General features: G+C 71.2%; 19 protein-coding genes and 1 pseudogene. 9 read left to right on the top strand and 11 right to left on the bottom strand.

Annotated features, from left to right (window positions below):
• Window positions 1-1,037: hypothetical protein (locus ETD85_RS63160; RefSeq protein ID WP_170246727.1), on the top strand; the 1,037-nt coding region annotated here is incomplete at its 5' end.
• A 298-nt stretch (window positions 1,038-1,335) separates the two neighbouring features.
• Here ETD85_RS63160 and ETD85_RS17635 read toward each other — a convergent pair.
• The 3 genes from ETD85_RS17635 to ETD85_RS17625 form a co-directional block, all read right to left on the bottom strand.
• On the bottom strand, window positions 1,336-2,124 hold the full coding sequence (locus ETD85_RS17635) for an AfsR/SARP family transcriptional regulator (RefSeq protein ID WP_240779208.1): 789 nt from the start codon (window positions 2,122-2,124) through the stop codon (window positions 1,336-1,338).
• Window positions 2,125-2,202: 78 nt separating this feature from the next.
• Window positions 2,203-2,412 carry a hypothetical protein gene (locus ETD85_RS17630; protein WP_138690807.1) on the bottom strand — a complete coding sequence of 70 codons (210 nt, stop codon included), beginning with the start codon at window positions 2,410-2,412 and terminating at the stop codon, window positions 2,203-2,205.
• 46 nt (window positions 2,413-2,458) lie between these two features.
• A complete protein-coding gene (locus ETD85_RS17625; protein ID WP_138690806.1) occupies window positions 2,459-3,403 on the bottom strand; it encodes a GlxA family transcriptional regulator in 945 nt (314 codons plus the stop codon).
• Between the two features lie 53 nt (window positions 3,404-3,456).
• On the opposite strand from ETD85_RS17625, the gene ETD85_RS17620 reads away from it, so the two are divergent.
• From ETD85_RS17620 to ETD85_RS17610, 3 genes are all read left to right on the top strand, one after another.
• On the top strand, window positions 3,457-4,044 hold the full coding sequence (locus ETD85_RS17620) for a DJ-1/PfpI family protein (RefSeq protein WP_138690805.1): 588 nt from the start codon (window positions 3,457-3,459) through the stop codon (window positions 4,042-4,044).
• An 83-nt stretch (window positions 4,045-4,127) separates the two neighbouring features.
• The gene (locus ETD85_RS17615; protein ID WP_138690804.1) at window positions 4,128-4,589 is read left to right on the top strand and encodes a GNAT family acetyltransferase; all 462 of its coding nucleotides are present in this window, start codon (window positions 4,128-4,130) and stop codon (window positions 4,587-4,589) included.
• Between the two features lie 9 nt (window positions 4,590-4,598).
• Window positions 4,599-5,612: a LacI family DNA-binding transcriptional regulator gene (locus tag ETD85_RS17610; protein WP_138690803.1), complete on the top strand. Its 1,014-nt coding sequence runs from the start codon at window positions 4,599-4,601 to the stop codon at window positions 5,610-5,612.
• Window positions 5,613-5,633: 21 nt separating this feature from the next.
• Here ETD85_RS17610 and ETD85_RS17605 read toward each other — a convergent pair whose 3' ends face one another.
• The 3 genes from ETD85_RS17605 to ETD85_RS17595 form a co-directional block, all read right to left on the bottom strand.
• Entirely contained in the window at window positions 5,634-6,266 is a 633-nt protein-coding gene (locus ETD85_RS17605; protein ID WP_240779206.1) for an SDR family oxidoreductase, read from the bottom strand.
• A gap of 116 nt (window positions 6,267-6,382) precedes the next feature.
• On the bottom strand, window positions 6,383-7,108 hold the full coding sequence (locus ETD85_RS17600) for an alpha/beta hydrolase family protein (protein WP_240779205.1): 726 nt from the start codon (window positions 7,106-7,108) through the stop codon (window positions 6,383-6,385).
• 187 nt (window positions 7,109-7,295) lie between these two features.
• A complete protein-coding gene (locus ETD85_RS17595) occupies window positions 7,296-7,901 on the bottom strand; it encodes a TetR/AcrR family transcriptional regulator (RefSeq protein ID WP_138690800.1) in 606 nt (201 codons plus the stop codon).
• 111 nt (window positions 7,902-8,012) lie between these two features.
• Between ETD85_RS17595 and ETD85_RS17590 the strand changes: the two genes are divergently transcribed.
• The gene (locus tag ETD85_RS17590; protein WP_170246726.1) at window positions 8,013-8,867 is read left to right on the top strand and encodes a ketopantoate reductase family protein; all 855 of its coding nucleotides are present in this window, start codon (window positions 8,013-8,015) and stop codon (window positions 8,865-8,867) included.
• 89 nt (window positions 8,868-8,956) lie between these two features.
• Here ETD85_RS17590 and ETD85_RS67280 read toward each other — a convergent pair.
• Window positions 8,957-9,184 (bottom strand): annotated as a pseudogene (locus ETD85_RS67280) (LuxR C-terminal-related transcriptional regulator); the annotation flags it as partial.
• Between the two features lie 639 nt (window positions 9,185-9,823).
• On the opposite strand from ETD85_RS67280, the gene ETD85_RS17580 reads away from it, so the two are divergent.
• Window positions 9,824-10,522 (top strand): creatininase family protein, encoded by a 699-nt coding sequence (locus ETD85_RS17580; RefSeq protein ID WP_206058371.1) that lies wholly within the window; start codon window positions 9,824-9,826, stop codon window positions 10,520-10,522.
• Window positions 10,523-10,546: 24 nt separating this feature from the next.
• On the opposite strand, the gene ETD85_RS64670 is transcribed toward ETD85_RS17580, so the two are convergent.
• Window positions 10,547-11,494 (bottom strand): GNAT family N-acetyltransferase, encoded by a 948-nt coding sequence (locus tag ETD85_RS64670; protein WP_206058370.1) that lies wholly within the window; start codon window positions 11,492-11,494, stop codon window positions 10,547-10,549.
• A 54-nt stretch (window positions 11,495-11,548) separates the two neighbouring features.
• Here ETD85_RS64670 and tsaA point away from each other — a divergent pair, with 54 nt between their 5' ends.
• On the top strand, window positions 11,549-11,950 hold the full coding sequence (gene tsaA / locus ETD85_RS17570; protein ID WP_138690798.1) for a tRNA (N6-threonylcarbamoyladenosine(37)-N6)-methyltransferase TrmO: 402 nt from the start codon (window positions 11,549-11,551) through the stop codon (window positions 11,948-11,950).
• Here the strand turns inward: tsaA and ETD85_RS17565 are convergent.
• Both ETD85_RS17565 and ETD85_RS17560 read right to left on the bottom strand, forming a co-directional pair.
• Entirely contained in the window at window positions 11,947-12,555 is a 609-nt protein-coding gene (locus tag ETD85_RS17565; protein WP_138690797.1) for a VOC family protein, read from the bottom strand. The two genes, tsaA and ETD85_RS17565, sit on opposite strands and share 4 nt — an antisense overlap.
• Before the next feature lie 58 nt (window positions 12,556-12,613).
• Window positions 12,614-13,066, bottom strand: coding sequence for a phosphodiester glycosidase family protein (locus ETD85_RS17560; RefSeq protein ID WP_170246725.1), 453 nt, complete (start codon window positions 13,064-13,066; stop codon window positions 12,614-12,616).
• Window positions 13,067-13,173: 107 nt separating this feature from the next.
• Here ETD85_RS17560 and ETD85_RS66845 point away from each other — a divergent pair, with 107 nt between their 5' ends.
• The gene (locus ETD85_RS66845) at window positions 13,174-13,296 is read left to right on the top strand and encodes a hypothetical protein (RefSeq protein WP_276617229.1); all 123 of its coding nucleotides are present in this window, start codon (window positions 13,174-13,176) and stop codon (window positions 13,294-13,296) included.
• Between the two features lie 174 nt (window positions 13,297-13,470).
• Here the strand turns inward: ETD85_RS66845 and ETD85_RS17555 are convergent, their stop codons facing one another.
• Window positions 13,471-13,923 carry a winged helix-turn-helix transcriptional regulator gene (locus ETD85_RS17555; RefSeq protein WP_138690795.1) on the bottom strand — a complete coding sequence of 151 codons (453 nt, stop codon included), beginning with the start codon at window positions 13,921-13,923 and terminating at the stop codon, window positions 13,471-13,473.
• An 86-nt stretch (window positions 13,924-14,009) separates the two neighbouring features.
• Here ETD85_RS17555 and ETD85_RS17550 point away from each other — a divergent pair, with 86 nt between their 5' ends.
• Complete coding sequence (locus ETD85_RS17550; protein WP_138690794.1) at window positions 14,010-15,224, top strand: MFS transporter; 1,215 nt, start codon at window positions 14,010-14,012, stop codon at window positions 15,222-15,224.
• The last annotated feature ends 80 nt before the right edge of the window (window positions 15,225-15,304 follow it).

Raw genomic sequence — 15,304 nt, 5'->3', positions numbered from 1 at the left:
CCCGCGACTGGGCCGACCCGCCCGCCGAGCCCCGCCCGGCCGAGGTACCGGTGGCGCTGCTGCTCTGGACGTCCAAGGGCTGGGTCCTCGACACCTGGACGGTGCGCCGCGAGCGGGTGGACCCGCCCGCCCGGCGCGGCTGGGAGAGCCGGCTCGGCCTGCGTCCGTGGAACGTGTTCCTGGCCCAGCTCCTGCAGTTCGAGGACATGCTGTCGGACGCCATGCGCCGGGCGGCGCCTCGTGACGCCACCGACGAGTACGTTCTCGGCCGGCTGCGGACCGCGCACAGCCGGTTGAGCCGGGGCCGTTCCGCGAGCCTGCGCGACGTGACCGAGGCGATGGACGCCATGGAGGCCCTGCAGTCCACCCAACTGCGCGATCTCGGCATCGTCGAGCTGCCGCCGGCCGGATTCCTGCCTCTCGTCCCGGGGCGGGGCAGCGCCGAGCAGCAGGTGAGCCGGTTGTTCGGCGGCTCCGCCACGCTGCGCTTCCGCCGCTGCCCGGCCGACGCCGTGCCGGAGGCCGTGGAGGAGGCTCGGCACCGGGACCGGATCGTGCTCTCCGATGCCGGGACGGCCGTCGAGATCCTCATCCCGCGGGCCTGTGGACGCGAACCGGGCTGGGTCGGCTTTCGCCGCCTGGCCGAATGCGAGTACGACGAGCCCTCCGACCTCGTGGACGTCTACCTGTGCACGGTGGGCGACGTGTCCGCGTTCGTGACCTCCTTCCTCGCCGATCCGGAGCTGCCGCCCGTCGAGTGGGCCATGCTGCGCGAGGTGGCCTACCCGCCCGGCGGCTGGGCGCTGCCCGAGGGCCAGGAGGAGATCGAGAGCTGGCGGAGCCTGACCGGGGAGATGGCCGCCGTCGCGCTGACGCCGAGCGCCGGGCGGCTCCCGCTCGCCGCCGGACGGGCCGCGATGCTGCTCGACCCGTTCGGGCGCACTCCCAGGGGAGCTATGCCCGACTATCACGCCCGGGTATGGGACGAGCTCGACCGGGACGTGATCGTCCTGGCCAAACCTGTGGAAATCGGCTGAGCTGGATCAGGAGTGGCGGAGACCCCGCACCCGCCTGATCCGGCTCAGCCGCCAGCGGGGGCCGACTGCGTGTCCGGTTGCATCCGGTCCAGCCGGCGGCGGGGCCCACGTGCCTGGGGCCCAGGTGCCCGGGGCCCAGGTTGTGGACAGGGTGCGGGTAGCGCGCATCCGTGGCCCGGGCCCCGGGTGGGTTGTGGGGATCGTGTGTCCGGTTGGTGGGGGTTGAGTCGGTGGCGGGGGTTGTGCGTCCGTTGCCCCGAACAGGGTTGCGGGGACCGAGTGTCCGGTTGGAGCGGGCTCAGCCGGCGGCCGGGACTGCGCGTCCGTCGCCCAGGCCGCGGACCGGTTGCGGGCGGCGTAGCAGGGCGGTGAGCTCGCTCGACGGTCGCACCCCCAGCTCACGGTTGAGCGTGCGGGCGTACCTCTCGAAGCTGCGCCGGGCCTCGTTCCAGTTGCCCTCGCTGAGATGCGCCTCCATCAGCACCCGCTGCGCGCTCTCCCGCAGCGGGTCGGCGAGCACCGCCACCATCGCCACGTCCACCGCGTCCCCATAACGCCCCGCCGCGGTCAGGGCGCGGCACTGCGCCTCCAGGGCGTGCAGCAGCCGCTGCCTGATGCGCTCGCGCTCCATCAGCGCCCAGTCGTCGTACCAGCCGGGCAGCAGGTCGAGGTCGCTGACGTCACGCAGCGGCGTGCTCAGGTCCTCCGGTTGCGCCAGGCCGCTGACCACCCGCCCCGCCCACGACGTGACCAGGTCGAGGTCGACCAGGACGTCCGGGTGCAGCATCAGCGAGTGCTGGTCGACGGCCAGCAGGTTGACCCCGGCCTTGCCGAGCCGCCACAGCGCCGAACGCAGGTTGCCGGCCGCCCGGGTGTCGTCGCCGACGGGCCAGAGGGCGCCGGCCGCGTACCGGCGCTCCACCGGCCCGCGACGCAGCGCCACGAAGACGAGCAGCCGCTTGCTACCCTCCGGGACATCGATCCTGCGGGCGCCCAGCGAGACGTAAGGGCCGCTGAACAGATGCAGGACCGGCCGCTCCACGGTGGTGTGCCGGCGAATCAGGATTTGAACGATGTCCGGGAACATCACGGCTACCCCCCTGTGAAGTCCACGCCGGTCCAGCGACCGTAACGGTATCGCCGTCACCGGGCCGTCACATCGCCTTCAGACCGTTTCGGTTTGGCTACTCTCCGTAAAAGAAGTCAAAAAGGCGCGGACGGTGTCCACAGCCTCCTCCACCCCCGCGACGGTGATCACTCGCTCGGCCGACTTCTGGCTGATGTCCTGCGTGAGGTGAATCGTGATCATGACCAGGTTCGCTTGGGCTTCCGCACGTATCAAACAGATGCCTGTCTGGTTCGCTTTGGGATGCATGTCCGCAAGGTTGCCACGCCGGTGTCACCAGACCGTCGGTATTGCGTCAGGGAGTGAAAGCCCGGCGGTAGGCGGTGGGGGTGGTGGCGAAGGTTCGGTGGAAGTGGGCACGCAGGTTGGTGGCGGTGCCCAAGCCGGTACGCCGGGCGACTTCGTCAACGGTGATGTCGCTGTCTTCCAGCAGGGCGCAGGCGGCGCGCAGCCGCTGCTGGATCAGCCAGGCGCGCGGGCTCATGCCGAACCGGGTCTGGAAGTTGCGGTGCAGGGTGCGAGTGGACTGCATGCCTCTGCGGGCGAGGTCGGTGACGGTGATGGGCAGGTGCAGGTTGGCGCTCGCCCACGCGGTGACGTCGGCCAGCTCCGCGCCTTCGGCCGACTCGCTGGAGGGGATGAACTGCGCCTGGCCACCGGCCCGGTGCAGTGGCGTGACCATGTGGCGGGCCCGCTGGATGGCCGCGGACTGGCCGTGGTCGCGGCCGATCAGGTAGAGGCACAGGTCCAGACCGGCCGCCAGGCCCGCACTGGTCAGGACCTGCCCCTCGTCGATGTACAGGGCATTCGCGTCGACCTCGATCAGGGGATGCTCGCGGGCCAGCGCGCCGGCGTGAAACCAGTGGGTCGTCGCCCGCCGGCCGTCGAGCAGGCCCGCCTGCGCCAGCGCGAACGCGCCCGAGCAGATCGAGGCGATCCGCGCCCCGCGGCGATAGGCGCGGGCCAGGGCGGCGAGTGCCTGCTCCGGCGCGCGCCCGCGGGCGAACCCGGGCACGATGACGGTGTCGGCGGCGTCGAGAGCGTCGATGCCGGCCTCGACGGTCAGGCTGAGTCCGGCCGTCGTGGTGGGGATCACGCCGCTGTCCGGCGAACAGACGGTGATCGAGTATCGGCCCTGCCCCTCGTGCCCGAACACCTGCGTCGCGATCGTCAGGTCGAAGGCCACGACCGGTGGCAGGGCGAGGACGACGACGCGATGCGTGGCGGGTTTCTTACGCATGATGGCAAGCATGCCACTCGCTGGCCCGGCGGCCCTGACGGGATGCTGGCCGGGTGCGGATCGAGATCGTGGTCTTCGACGGCTTTGACGAGCTGGACGTGTTCGGGCCGCTTGAGGTGTTGTCCGTGGCAGGGCTCACCGTCGAGCTGGTCGCCGCCGAGCGGCCTGGCCCGGTGACCAGCATGCGTGCCGTCCGGATCGACGTGCCCGCCGTGCTGGGGGAGCCTGACGGAGTGATCGTTCCGGGGGGTGGCTGGCTGAACCGCGCCCCGGCGGGCGCCTGGGCCGAGGCGCAGCGCGGTGTGCTCCCGGCCCGGCTGGCGGCGGTGGCGCCGTCGACCCGGTGGATGGCCTCGGTGTGCACCGGCGGGCTGCTGCTCGCCGCCGCCGGCCTGCTGGCCGGCCGGCAGGCGACCACCAACCACAACGCGTACGAGGAGTTGCGGTCCTACGGCGTGGATGTCGTGGCGGAACGCGTCGTCGATGCCGGTGACCGCATCACCGCGGGCGCCCTCAGCGCCGGGCTGGATCTCGGCCTGTGGATCGCCGAACGAGAGCTGGGCTCCTCGACCGCCGACCGCGTCGCCACCTCCATCGGGTACGCGCGTACGGCCAGGGTCTTTCACGCCCAGAGGGAGTAGCGACCCCGGGGCCGCGCACGGGACCGAACCCGGCGCCGCTCCGTGCAGATCCTGCGCCCAGCTGATCCCGAAGGAGCATCGACGTGACCCACCGGCCCGCAATCCGCCCGTTCGCCGCCGCCGACACCGAGCGGGTGGTCGAGCTCTGGCACGCCTGTGGACTCATCCGTCCCTGGAACGACCCGCGCAAGGACATCGAACGCAAGCTCAAGGTGCAGCCCGAGCTGTTCCTCGTCGCGAACGAGGCCGGTGACCCGCCGGCCGATGACGTGGTCGGCACCGCCATGGCCGGCTACGACGGGCACCGCGGCTGGATCTACTACCTGGCGGTCGACCCCGCGTGCCAGGGCCGCGGTTACGGCCGTGCCCTGCTCGCCGCAGTGGAGTCGCGCCTGATCTCGCTCGGGTGCCCCAAACTCAATTTTCAGATTCGCAAGGACAACGGATCGGTGATCGCGTTCTACGAGGCGCTCGGCTTCGACGAGGACGACTGTTTCAGCTTCGGCAAGCGGCTCATCCCCGATCCCTGGCCGGCGTCGCAATAGGGGGAACTTATGTCGAGCCGCCGCAGCAGAACCACTCTGGCCTCGGTCGCCGCCTCGGCAGGCGTGTCCGTGGCGACCGTGTCCAAGGTGCTGAACGACCACCCGCAGGTCGCTCCCGGCACCCGCTCGCTCGTGCAGTCCATGCTGCGGGAACACGGCTACGTCCCGCGCGCGTCACGCCGGGAATCAGCGAAGGCGGCGCCCGCGGTCGAGATCTGGGCCAACGAATGGTGCACCTACTCCACCGAGATCATCGCGGGCGCGATCGCGGCCGGGGCGGAGTCGGACGTGGCGGCCGTGGTCACCACCATCGAGCATGCCGCCACCGGCGACGCCTCCTGGGCCCGCGACCTGGCCGCCGCCGGACGCCGAGCGGTGATCACCCTGGCCGACGGGCCATCCCCGTCCCAGCTCGCCGCGCTGTCCCGAGCTCGCCTGCCCGTGGTCGTCGTCGACCCGCTGAACCCGCCGCGGCCTCCCGCGGCCAGCGTCGGCGCCACCAACTTCGCCGGCGGGCTGTCCGCCACCCGGCACCTGCTGGAGCTCGGCCACCAGCGCATCGCCTATCTCGGAGGCCCCGCGACCACGGCCACCAACCAGGCGCGCATGCACGGCTACCGCGCCGCGATGGAGGCGGCGGACCTGCCCGTACCCACCGAATACGTCCGTACCGCGGACTTCTGCTACCCGCACGGCGTGAAGGCGGGAGCCGCCCTGCTCGACCTACGCCCCGCGCCGACAGCCATCTTCGCGGCCTGCGACTACATCGCTCTCGGCGCCATCGAGACCGCCAGGGCGCGCGGCCTGCGCATCCCGGAGGACCTCAGCGTCGTCGGCTTCGACGACACCCAGCTCGCCGCCATGACCTCGCCGCAGCTGACCACCGTACGCCAGCCGCTGCGTGCGATGGGCGCCCTCGCCCTGCGCATCGCGCTCCGCCTGGCCGGCGGAGAAGAGATCGCATCTCACCACATGGAGCTCGCCACCGAGCTCGTCATCCGCGACTCGACCCAGGCGGCCTGACGCGTACGACGATCTCCCCGGTCAGGCCATGCCGCCGGTGGCTCGGATGTTCTGGCCGGTGATCCAGCGGCTGTCGGGGCCGGCGAGGAAGGCGGTGATGTCGGCTATGTCGGCCGGCTGGCCGAGCCGGCCGAGTGGGGTCATGGCGGCGATCGCCTCCAGGTTCGCGGCGGGGTTGGTGCTGCGCAGGAGGTCGGTGTCGGTCGCGCCGGGGGAGACGGTGTTGACGGTGATGCCGCGGGCCCCGAGCTCGCGTGCGGCGGCGGCGGTGAGTTGTTCGAGCGCGCCTTTGCTGAGCAGGTAGGGGGCGATGCCGGGGGCGGGGCGGACGGTGTTGACGGTGGAGATGTTGATGATGCGCCCTTCGTCGCGCATGTTCCTGGCGGCGTATCGGGTGGTCAGGAACGCCGCCTTGACGTTGACGGTCATGACGCGGTCGAAGAGCTCTTCCTCGATCGCGGCGATGGGGGCCGGGGCGAAGCTCGTGGCGGCGTTGTTGACCAGGATGTCCAGCCCTTGGAGGTGCTCGTGGGCGGTCTGCATCAGCTGCTCCGCGGCGCCCGGCTCGGCCAGGTCGAGGTGGATGGCGTGGGCGCTGCCGCCGGCCGCCTCGACCGCGCATCCTCCGCGAATTGTGAGCCCGTCATCGAACACCCAACCTACGGACTGCAATCGATCAACGGCCGTCCGTTTTGCAGTGGGCGAACATGCCATGCCGGACAGCCCGGCTCGCGACGCGCCGGCGCGCCGCGAGCCATCAGGCGGCGGCCTTACCCGAGGTGCCGGGCGAAGAACCGCAGCGCGTCATCGGTTTCGTGCGGGGGGATCCCCCCGTGGTCGCCGGGGTTCGCGTGCAGCGTCTTGTCCTTCGAGCCCAGAGCGTCGAACAGCGCCAGCGCCTGGTCCCGCGACACCCGCGTATCGTCCCACTGGAGCAGGAACCGCACCGGAACGGTGACCCGGGCAGCGGTCCCGGCCAGCCCGTGCACGCCGAGCAGGCCCAGCACCGCGGCGCGGATCCGGGAGTCGGCGGCGAGCAGCGGCACACCGACCCCGCAGCCCATCGACACGCCCCAGTAGCCGACCGGGCCCTCGCCCACGTGGTCGAGCTCCTGGACCGCGGTCACCACGGCCTGCCAGTCGTCGACGGTCTGTCCGGCCAGCAGGTCGTGCATGGCCGCGACCAGCTCGGCCGGGTGCTCTCCCGCGGCCATGCGGGCCCGCATGTCGCCGGCGAACTGGATGAACTGCTCGTCTTTCGGCCGGTCGCCGTGGTTGGGGGCATCGATCGCCGCGACGGCGAAACCCCCTTCGGCGGCGAACCGATGCGCGCCGGCCAGGATGCCAGGGGCCCTCTTGTGCTGGCCGCCGCCGTGTCCCATCAGGATCAGCGGGCGGGGGCCGGTGGCGTCTCGCGGCGTGAACAGCACGCCGGGGATCTCGCCGAGAGTGAAGGATTGTTCGGTGACGCCGTCGGCGGACGGCTGTGAGGTCAAGCTGAAGCGCATAGCGTTTCAAGGCCTTTCGGGGTGCCTGCGGGCGCTCCCTAGACCATGCACGCGAGGGAGCCCCGACCTGTGATGACAGCGTTGATCGGTCTCACCTCCTTCAGCCGTGGTGCTGCATAGCATCGCTGAACTTATCATGCGGATCTCGCCGGGTTCGCACGGCAGCCAGGCGTGGTCAGCCCGGCTGGGTGAGGGCGGTGAGCACCGTCTGCGCGAGGGTCCGGCCGATCCTGCGGGGGGACCATCCGAGGGTGGTGGACAGGTCGACGATGACGCGCTCGTCGAAGACGGTGACCCACAGGAGCACGGCGTACTCGACGTTCTGCTCGGGGATCTCGTGCTCGGTGACGAGCTCCCCGAGCACCGGTGCGAGCGCGCCGTACAGGGCGGAGGTCGGCGGATCGCCGCGGCGCACGCGTTCGAGGAAGCCCTCGGCGCTGCGGATGTGGGTGGCGGCCCGGCCCCAGCTCGTGGCGAGGTCGCTCCAGAGGGCGCACACGGCCTCGAAACGCTGCCTGCCGTGGGCTCGTACCGAGATCTTCTCAAGATCCTCGACCAGCTCGCCCATCAGGCGGTAGTAGAACTCCCGATGGACGTCGTGGACGTCACCGAAGTGCCGGTAGACGGTCGCGGTCGCGACTCCTGAGGCGCGGGCGAGATCGGGCAGCGTGAACGCGGTGCCGCGCTCGGTCAGCAGCCGGCCCGCCGCGTCCAGCAGGCGGTCACGGGTCTGTGCGGTGTCCTTGCGCATCGGCCGCCGCGCGGTCTTCCCTTCCGGCATCGCTTTCATCCTCCCACGCCGCCGCCTCGGCGGAGTAGCCACGGCTGATCGGTGGATGGTAAACATGGGAAGATGTTCTCATCTTTAGCAGTGAACGGGGATGGCGAGAGGGTGGCGGTCGTCGGAGGCGGGGCGATCGGCGGCTACCTGAGCGCTCGGCTGGCCGAGGCGGGCCGTGCGGTGACGGTGTGCGTACGCCGCCATCCGGGCGGCCTCGTGCTGGAGAGCGGCGGGACCGAGCGCGCGGTGCCGGTCGCGTTCGCCGCCGCACCGGGCGAGACCGGGCCCGCGGACTGGGTGATCGTGACGGTCAAGGCCCACCACGACCCGTCGGCCTGGCTCGACGTGCTCGTTGCCGACCGTACGAGGGTCGTGGTGGTGCAGAACGGCATCGCGCACGCCAGGCAACGGCGAGGACTCGTGCCGGCGCTGGCCTACATCGCGGTGGAGCGCTCGTCCCCGGGCCATCTCGTGCACCGGACGGGCAACCGGCTCGTGGTGGCCGCGGGCGACACCGCCCGGGCTCTCGACGCCCTGTTCGCCGGCACGGTCGAGATCCGGGCAGAGGCGGACTTCCTGACGGCAGCCTGGCGCAAGCTCCTCACCAACGTCGCCGCCAACCCCATCACCGCCCTGACCCTGCGCCGCATGGACGTACTCTCCTCGCCCGGCGTTCGCGAGGTGTTCCGCCAGCTCGTCACGGAGGCGGTCGCCATCGCCGTCGCGGACGGCGCCCGCCTGTCCGAGCAGGACGTCGAGGCCACGATGGACTTCTACGCCCGCTTCAGCGGCGAGGACGGCACCTCCATGCTGTACGACCGGCTCGCGGGCCGGCCCCTGGAGTACGAGGCCATCACGGGGGCGGTGGTGGAGCGGGCGCACCGGTACGGCGTCCCCGCACCGATCAACGAGACCCTGCTCGCCCTGCTGCGTGCTTTGCGATCACCTTCAGACGCGCTCGGGTGAGTGCTCACCGAGTCCCGGCCAGAGGTCCAGCGCGGGAGCTGGGCCCGGGAGGTCACGCCGAGTTCGGGATAGGCCTGGTACAGGTGATAGCCGACGGTGCGCGGGCTGAGGATCAGCTGGGCGGCGATCTCCTTGTCGGACAGGCCGTCGGCGGCCAGGCGGACGATCCGCAGCTCCTGCGTGGTCAGGGGTGTCCGGGTGCGGTGGCTTTCCCGGGCCGGCTTGGCGCCGGTCGTCGGCTTCGACGTCGCCGTGCTGGCCGCCGACGGCCGGATCACCGGGGTCCACGGCTTTCTGGACAAGGTTCCGGCGGCCATCTGAAGACGATCGCCGCCATGGCCTCCCCCGGCCGAGCCGCCGGCGGCACGGCCTGGCCGGGGAGGCGGATCTGCCCGGCACTCGTCATCCCGGCCACGGGTGGCCGCTGCCACTTCGCCGAGCGACCTACTTCGAGAGGAGAGATGTCCATGTCCACGCGCGCGCTCATCGTTGGCCCGTCCGCCCCTACGAGCATGGCCTTCGGAGAGTTCGCCGGACCCGTCGCCGGTCCCGGGCAGGTGCTCGTCGAGGTGCGGCATGCCTCCCTGAACCACGCCGACCTCAACAACGCGCGCTCCGGACGCGTTCCGGTCGGGGCGCCGCTCGGCCTCGCCCCGGACGGCGTCGGGCTGGCCGAGGCGGCGGCGCTGCCGACGGCGGGCCTGGCCGCGCTCCGCTCGCTACGGTCCGCCGGGGTCGCGCCCGGCAGGCGCGTGCTGGTGCCCGGCGCCTCGGGCCGCCCAAGACCCTCACGTCCTACGTCAACGAGTTCGCCGCCGCCGATGCGCTGCGGGGCCGGTGCGTATCGGGAAAGGCGGTCTTCGACCTCGATTCCCGCACACTGTGATGACCGATCGGGCCTGTCGCCCGCTTCGATGTCGGCCGGAGCCGGCACGTGCAGAAAGGACAGTGACGCTGTGATCACCAGATGGACGGAGCTGGACAGGGAACGCTTGACGGAGCTGCTGCCAGGCTCGCTCGTGGTGCTGCCGGTGGGCGCGGTCGAGCAGCACGGGCCGCACCTGCCCACGTGGACCGACGCGCTGCTGGTCACCACCGTGGTGGAGCGGGCGCTCGAAGCCACGCCGGCGCGGACGGTGCTCGCGCCGACGCTGATGACCGGGGCCTCCGACCAGCACCTGCCCTTCGGCGGCACGTTGTCGCTGCGTCCTGAGACGCTGCTGGCCGTACTGCTGGATCTGGCCAGGAGCGTGGCCGAGTGCGGCGGGCGCAGGCTGGTGCTGGTCAACGGGCACGGCGGCAATCAGGGCGCGTGCCGGGACGCGGCGTCGGCGGCGGTGGTGCGTTACGGACTGTCCACCGCCTATCTGAATTACTGGGACATGGCGGGGGAGGCGCCCAGCCACGCGGGCGTGGTCGAGACGAGCGCGGTGCTGGCCCTTCGGCCCGATCTGGTCCAGGAACTGCCGGACCGGGCCGCCCCCGCGATTCCGCAGGTCCCGGACGTGCTCGTACAGCCGGCCACGTTCTGGCGCGACGCCGACGGCTACACCGAGAATCCGGCCCGCGCCACCGCGGCCCGGGGCGAGAAGTGGCTGGAGGCCGCGGTCACCACTCTGGCGGCGCGGCTGTCCGAGCTCGAGCGCGTGCTGTGACCTGCCGGCCCGAGGTCACGGCAGTCACTCGGTGATCTCGTGGCCGGCGGCCCGCAGGGCGGCGATGGCGCGGTCGCGGTGCGGCTCGGGCGCCAGGACCAGATCGGCTTGGTAGGTGGAGGCGACGAACACCGGCACCGCGGAGTCGGCCAGCGGCTGGACGACGGATGCCAGGAGACCGGGGACGTCCAGGCCGTGTCCCGCGTCGGCGTCATATATGCCGATCCAGCGGTCCGCTGCGGCGGTCTGCCCGGACGCCTCGCCGATCACGGTGAGGCCGTCGGGGGTGCGTACGAGTGCGTGCCACGAGTCGTCCTGGGGATGACGACGATCCGGGAGATGGTCGAGGGAGAACAGCGTCGGCAGGATCGTCAGACGAAGCGTGGGCCGGGTCCTCTCGTCACGGTCGCCGGCCTGCGGTTGAGCGTCGAGATCGAGCGTGCCGCCGGTCCGCGGTTGAGCGTCGAGATCGAGCGTGAGGACGACGCGGTCGAGGCCGGGGCCGTCGTAGTCCGGCTGAACCGGCACGTCGCCGTCCCCGGGCAGCATCTCGAACCCGAGCCGGCCGTGGAACGCCTGCGAGGCGGTGTTGCCGGGGCTGGTGACGCAGTGGACACGACGGCGGCCCTGCGCACGCGCCTGGTCGAAGAAACCCCGGTAGAGGGCGGTGGCTACACCGCGCCCGTGCAAGGCGGGATCCACGCCGGCGAAGTGGATGTAGGCCACCTCCGGGTCGCTCTGCGAGAAGAAGCCGATCAGGAAGGCGGCGAGGTCACCGTCAGGGCGCTCGGCCAGGAAACTGGTCGTGGTGAAATGCTGGAAGAACAGCCGCGGCAGCAGCAGCGCCCGCTCTTTCGACCCGGCTTCGCCGCCGAACCCGCCCCACCAGCGATCGAGCACCGCGAGCACACGGGCGTGGTCCTCGGCCACCGGGCGGCGTACGGTCAGACCTTCAGGAAATTCGTTTGTCACCCACCGATTCTCACAGCCCGCCCCGTGAGAGCCGGCCCGCGGTACGGAGGAGCCATGACGTACGAGATTCGTCCGATCGGAGTCGTCGAGTCGTCCTTGACGGATCGCGCGAGCGCGCCGAAGCAGGGTGTGGAGGGCGCCGGCGATGCCTGGCTGAGGTTCGATCCCGCAGTGGCCGACGGTATCCGTGACCTCGCGGCCGGCGACGAGGTGTTCGTTCTGACCTGGTTGCACCTTTCCGATCGATCCGTGGTGGCCGTGCATCCGCGCGACGATCCGCGGAACCCGCTGACCGGCGTCTTCAGCACGCGCTCCTCCGACCGGCCCAACCCCATCGGCCTGCACCGCGTGCGGGTGCTCGCGATCGACGGGCTTCGGGTACGGGTGGCCGAGCTCGAGGCCGTCGACGGCACCCCGATCGTCGACGTGAAGCCGGCCCTGGACGCGACGCGCTAGGCCGCCTCCCAGGCGAAGCCGTCCGGGTCGGTGAAGGGCCCGCCGTCGCCGCCGATGACGAGCCGGTGCGATCCGGTGCCGTCGGGAGCGACGCCGGCGACCTTGGCGAGGGCCCGACGCTTGTAGAGCGACAGCTTGACGGGATCCGACGGGGCGGCGAACTCGACGTACTTGCGGCCATAGCTCTTCGTCACGGCGAGACCGTGGTCGACGTAGAACTGCTTGCTCGCGGCCACGTCCTCGACGCCCAGCTGGAGCACGAACTCGTCGAACTGCCGGGTGGCCGGGCCGGTGTCCTTCTTCGACGAGGACGCGACCGTCCAGATCGTCCCGTCCGGCGCTTGGACGACGCCGCCGTAGCCCCACAGCGACTTCGCGGCCGGCTTCAACGCCGTGGCGCCGGCGTCGAGGGCGGCGCCGATGAAGGCGTCGACGTTGCCGGGCTGGGACACGATGAGCGACAGCGTGAACCCGCGGAAGCCGGTCGTCGGCTCCTCCGAGGCCCGCAGACGCACCCGGGTGCCCAAGTCGAACGAAGCGGCGTAGAAGCTGCCGGCCGCCGCGGGGTCGGCCACTTCAAGGGTGACGGATTCGATGGAAGCCATAGCCGTCACGGTAGGTGCGGGTCGGTGAATCGTGCTTCTCGATTTCTGATCAGTCTGGTCACGCGTTGATGCGACTTCCACCGTCCTGGGCCCGCCGACGCCGCGCGGGAGTCGCTGTTACGACAGTCGTTGCGAGATTGAGCGCCTTCGCGCCGGCGATGATCAGCCATTGCGCGATGTCGTAGTAGCCCCCTCCGTATCTGAACTGCTGCGCGGTGTTCTCGCATCCGTCGAGCGTGACAAGGTAGAGGTACTGCCCGTCGGCGCTCAGGCCGACACCGGTGCGCCCGGCGACCTCCTCGACCGGGCTCTGCTCGGGTGTCGCCTGGTTGGCCCCGTTCTCGACCAGCAGAAGCGGCTGCGCCGGCAGTTGCGGCTGAGGCGGCCAGCCACCACCTCCGTTCGGCTGCGGGCCGCCCGCGATCGCCGTGTAGGTCTCCGATTCGGGATAGTCCGGAGTGGCCTGCGTGACGAGCTGGAAAGTCACCGCGTTCTCCTCCGTGATCAGCATTGCGATCGCGCCGACTGCAGCTCTGGTCCGGCACGTCGGCTTCCGTCGCCGGAGGGTTGGGCCGCGGCGCGGGCTTCGTGGGATCGCACACGACATTTCCCTGCGAGATGGCGAGGCCCAGCAGCGAGAAGTTGTTCGCCTGGTCGTACCACGAGAAGTTCGCGTTGATCGCGACCAGCACGGCCGGCTCCGTGTCCAGGAACTCGATGACCGTCTGTCCGGCCGTCTGATAGGAGCCGCCCGTCGGCGTGGTGTAGAAGGCGACGTGCTCGTTCGTCAGATCGACGCGCAGCGCGTTGACGTACTGCTTTCGCGCGACCGGCGGGATGGCGTCGAAGGCCAGATCGGCCGTGCCGACCGCTCGATCGATCCCTTGATACCAGGGCTGCCAGTCGCGGCTGGGCTCAGGCGGTTTTCCGGACGTGTGACGCCGCGACGGAGAGCGGCGTGCCGTCCTGGCCGAGCGGGTGGAGCTCGGGAAGCTCCCGCCCTTGGTCGTCGACGAGAACGGAGTGCGGCTCGTCCGGGGCGAAGGCGTGGCGCTCGCCCCATTGGCGCAGGGCGACGACGGCCGTGAAGAGGTCCTGCCCGGCTTCGGTGAGCCGGTACGTCTGCCGCCTGCCGTCGTCGGCGGCCCCCTTGTCGAGGATGCCGTGCTCGACGAGCTTGCGGAGCCGGTCGGTGAGGATGTTGCGGGCGATCCCCAGCTGCTGGTGGAACTCGGTGAAGGTGGTGGACCCGTCCATCGCGTCACGGATGATCAGCAGGCTCCACCGGTCGCCTATCAGGTCGACGGTCCGTGCGACCGGGCAGGCCGGGTCGGTCCAAGCGCCGCCTGCCGCGAGTGTGACGTCCACTGGCCCCCTCCGCGATGAGTTGCAATCTGAAACCAGTATGCCCTAACCTCCGATGAGTTGCATTTTGCAACTTATTGGAGGGTGATATGTCGTCAGGTTTGACGGGAAGGCAGCGGGCCGTGCTCGCGGTGGTGTGCGCGGTGGCGGTGTCGACCATCTACGGCATCCAGCCGGTCCTGGAGGCGGCGGGTGAGGATCTCGGGCTGGGGGAAGGAGCGCTGGGGTGGCTGGTCGCCGCCGGCCAGATCGGCTATCTCGCGGGGCTGGTGCTGCTGGTACCGCTCGGTGACCTGTTCGACCGCCGCCGGCTCATCACGGTGCACCTGCTGCTCACGGCGGTGGGCGCGGGGGTGGCCGCCGCCGCGCCCAGCGGGGGCGTCGCGATCGCGGGTCTGGTCCTGGCCGGGCTGTTCGCCGTGGTCGTCCAGGTCACGGTGGCGTACGTCGCCGCCGTCTCACCGGCCGGCGAGCGCGGCCGCAACATCGGAGCGGTCACCTCGGGCGTGGTCATCGGGATCCTCGGGGTACGGGTGGTCGCGGGCACGCTGGGCGAGCTGGCCGACTGGCGCATGGTCTACCTCGTACTCGCTGGGCTTTGCGCGGTGCTCGCGCTCGCCGCCCGGTTCATCCTCGACGCGGATCTCCGCCGGCCCCAGGCCCGCTACGGGCAGGTGCTGTCATCGCTGGGGCGTCTGGTCGTCGGCGACCGGCTTTTCCTCAGCCGCGGACTGGTCGCGTTCTTCCTGTTCGCCTCCTTCGGCACGCTGTGGAGCGGACTGGCGCTCCCGCTCGGTGACGCGCCGTGGCACCTCGGCACTGCCGAGATCGGATTGTTCGGACTCGCCGGTCTCACGGGGGCGCTGGGTGCGGCCCGGGCCGGCCGGTGGGCCGACCGGGGCCTGGCGTCCTCGGTCACCGGCTGGTCGCTGGCCCTGCTCGCGGCCTCGTGGCTGCTGATCGCTCAGGCGGGGTCGTCGCTGTGGCTGCTGATCGCCGGCGTCATCGTCCTGGACTTCGCCGTACAAGCCGTGCATGTCAGCAGCCAGCACCTGCTCACCACCGCCCGGCCCGGCCAGAGCAGCAGCGTCATCGGCGCCTACATGGCCTTCTACTCCCTGGGCTCCGCGCTCGGAGCGATCACCACCACCTGGGCCTACAGCGCCATGGGATGGCCGGCCGCCAGCCTGCTCGGCGCCGCCTACGCCGCGCTCGGACTCCTCGTCGCCGTCTCGACCCGGCGCTTCACCGTCCTGCCTCGGACGCAACAGCCAGGCGCGTCCGTGACGGCCACGTCCCGCTGACCGCCGGCGGCGGATGTCGGTAGCTGGCGGCTGCGGGCGAATGGCAACAGAACCTGGCGCCTCGAACAGGATGCGCCACC

The organism is Nonomuraea zeae (assembly GCF_005889725.1).
GTDB classification, from domain to species: domain Bacteria; phylum Actinomycetota; class Actinomycetes; order Streptosporangiales; family Streptosporangiaceae; genus Nonomuraea; species Nonomuraea zeae.
Note: the sequence above shows the minus strand (reverse complement) of the source record. Positions and strands in the feature narration are given on the sequence as shown.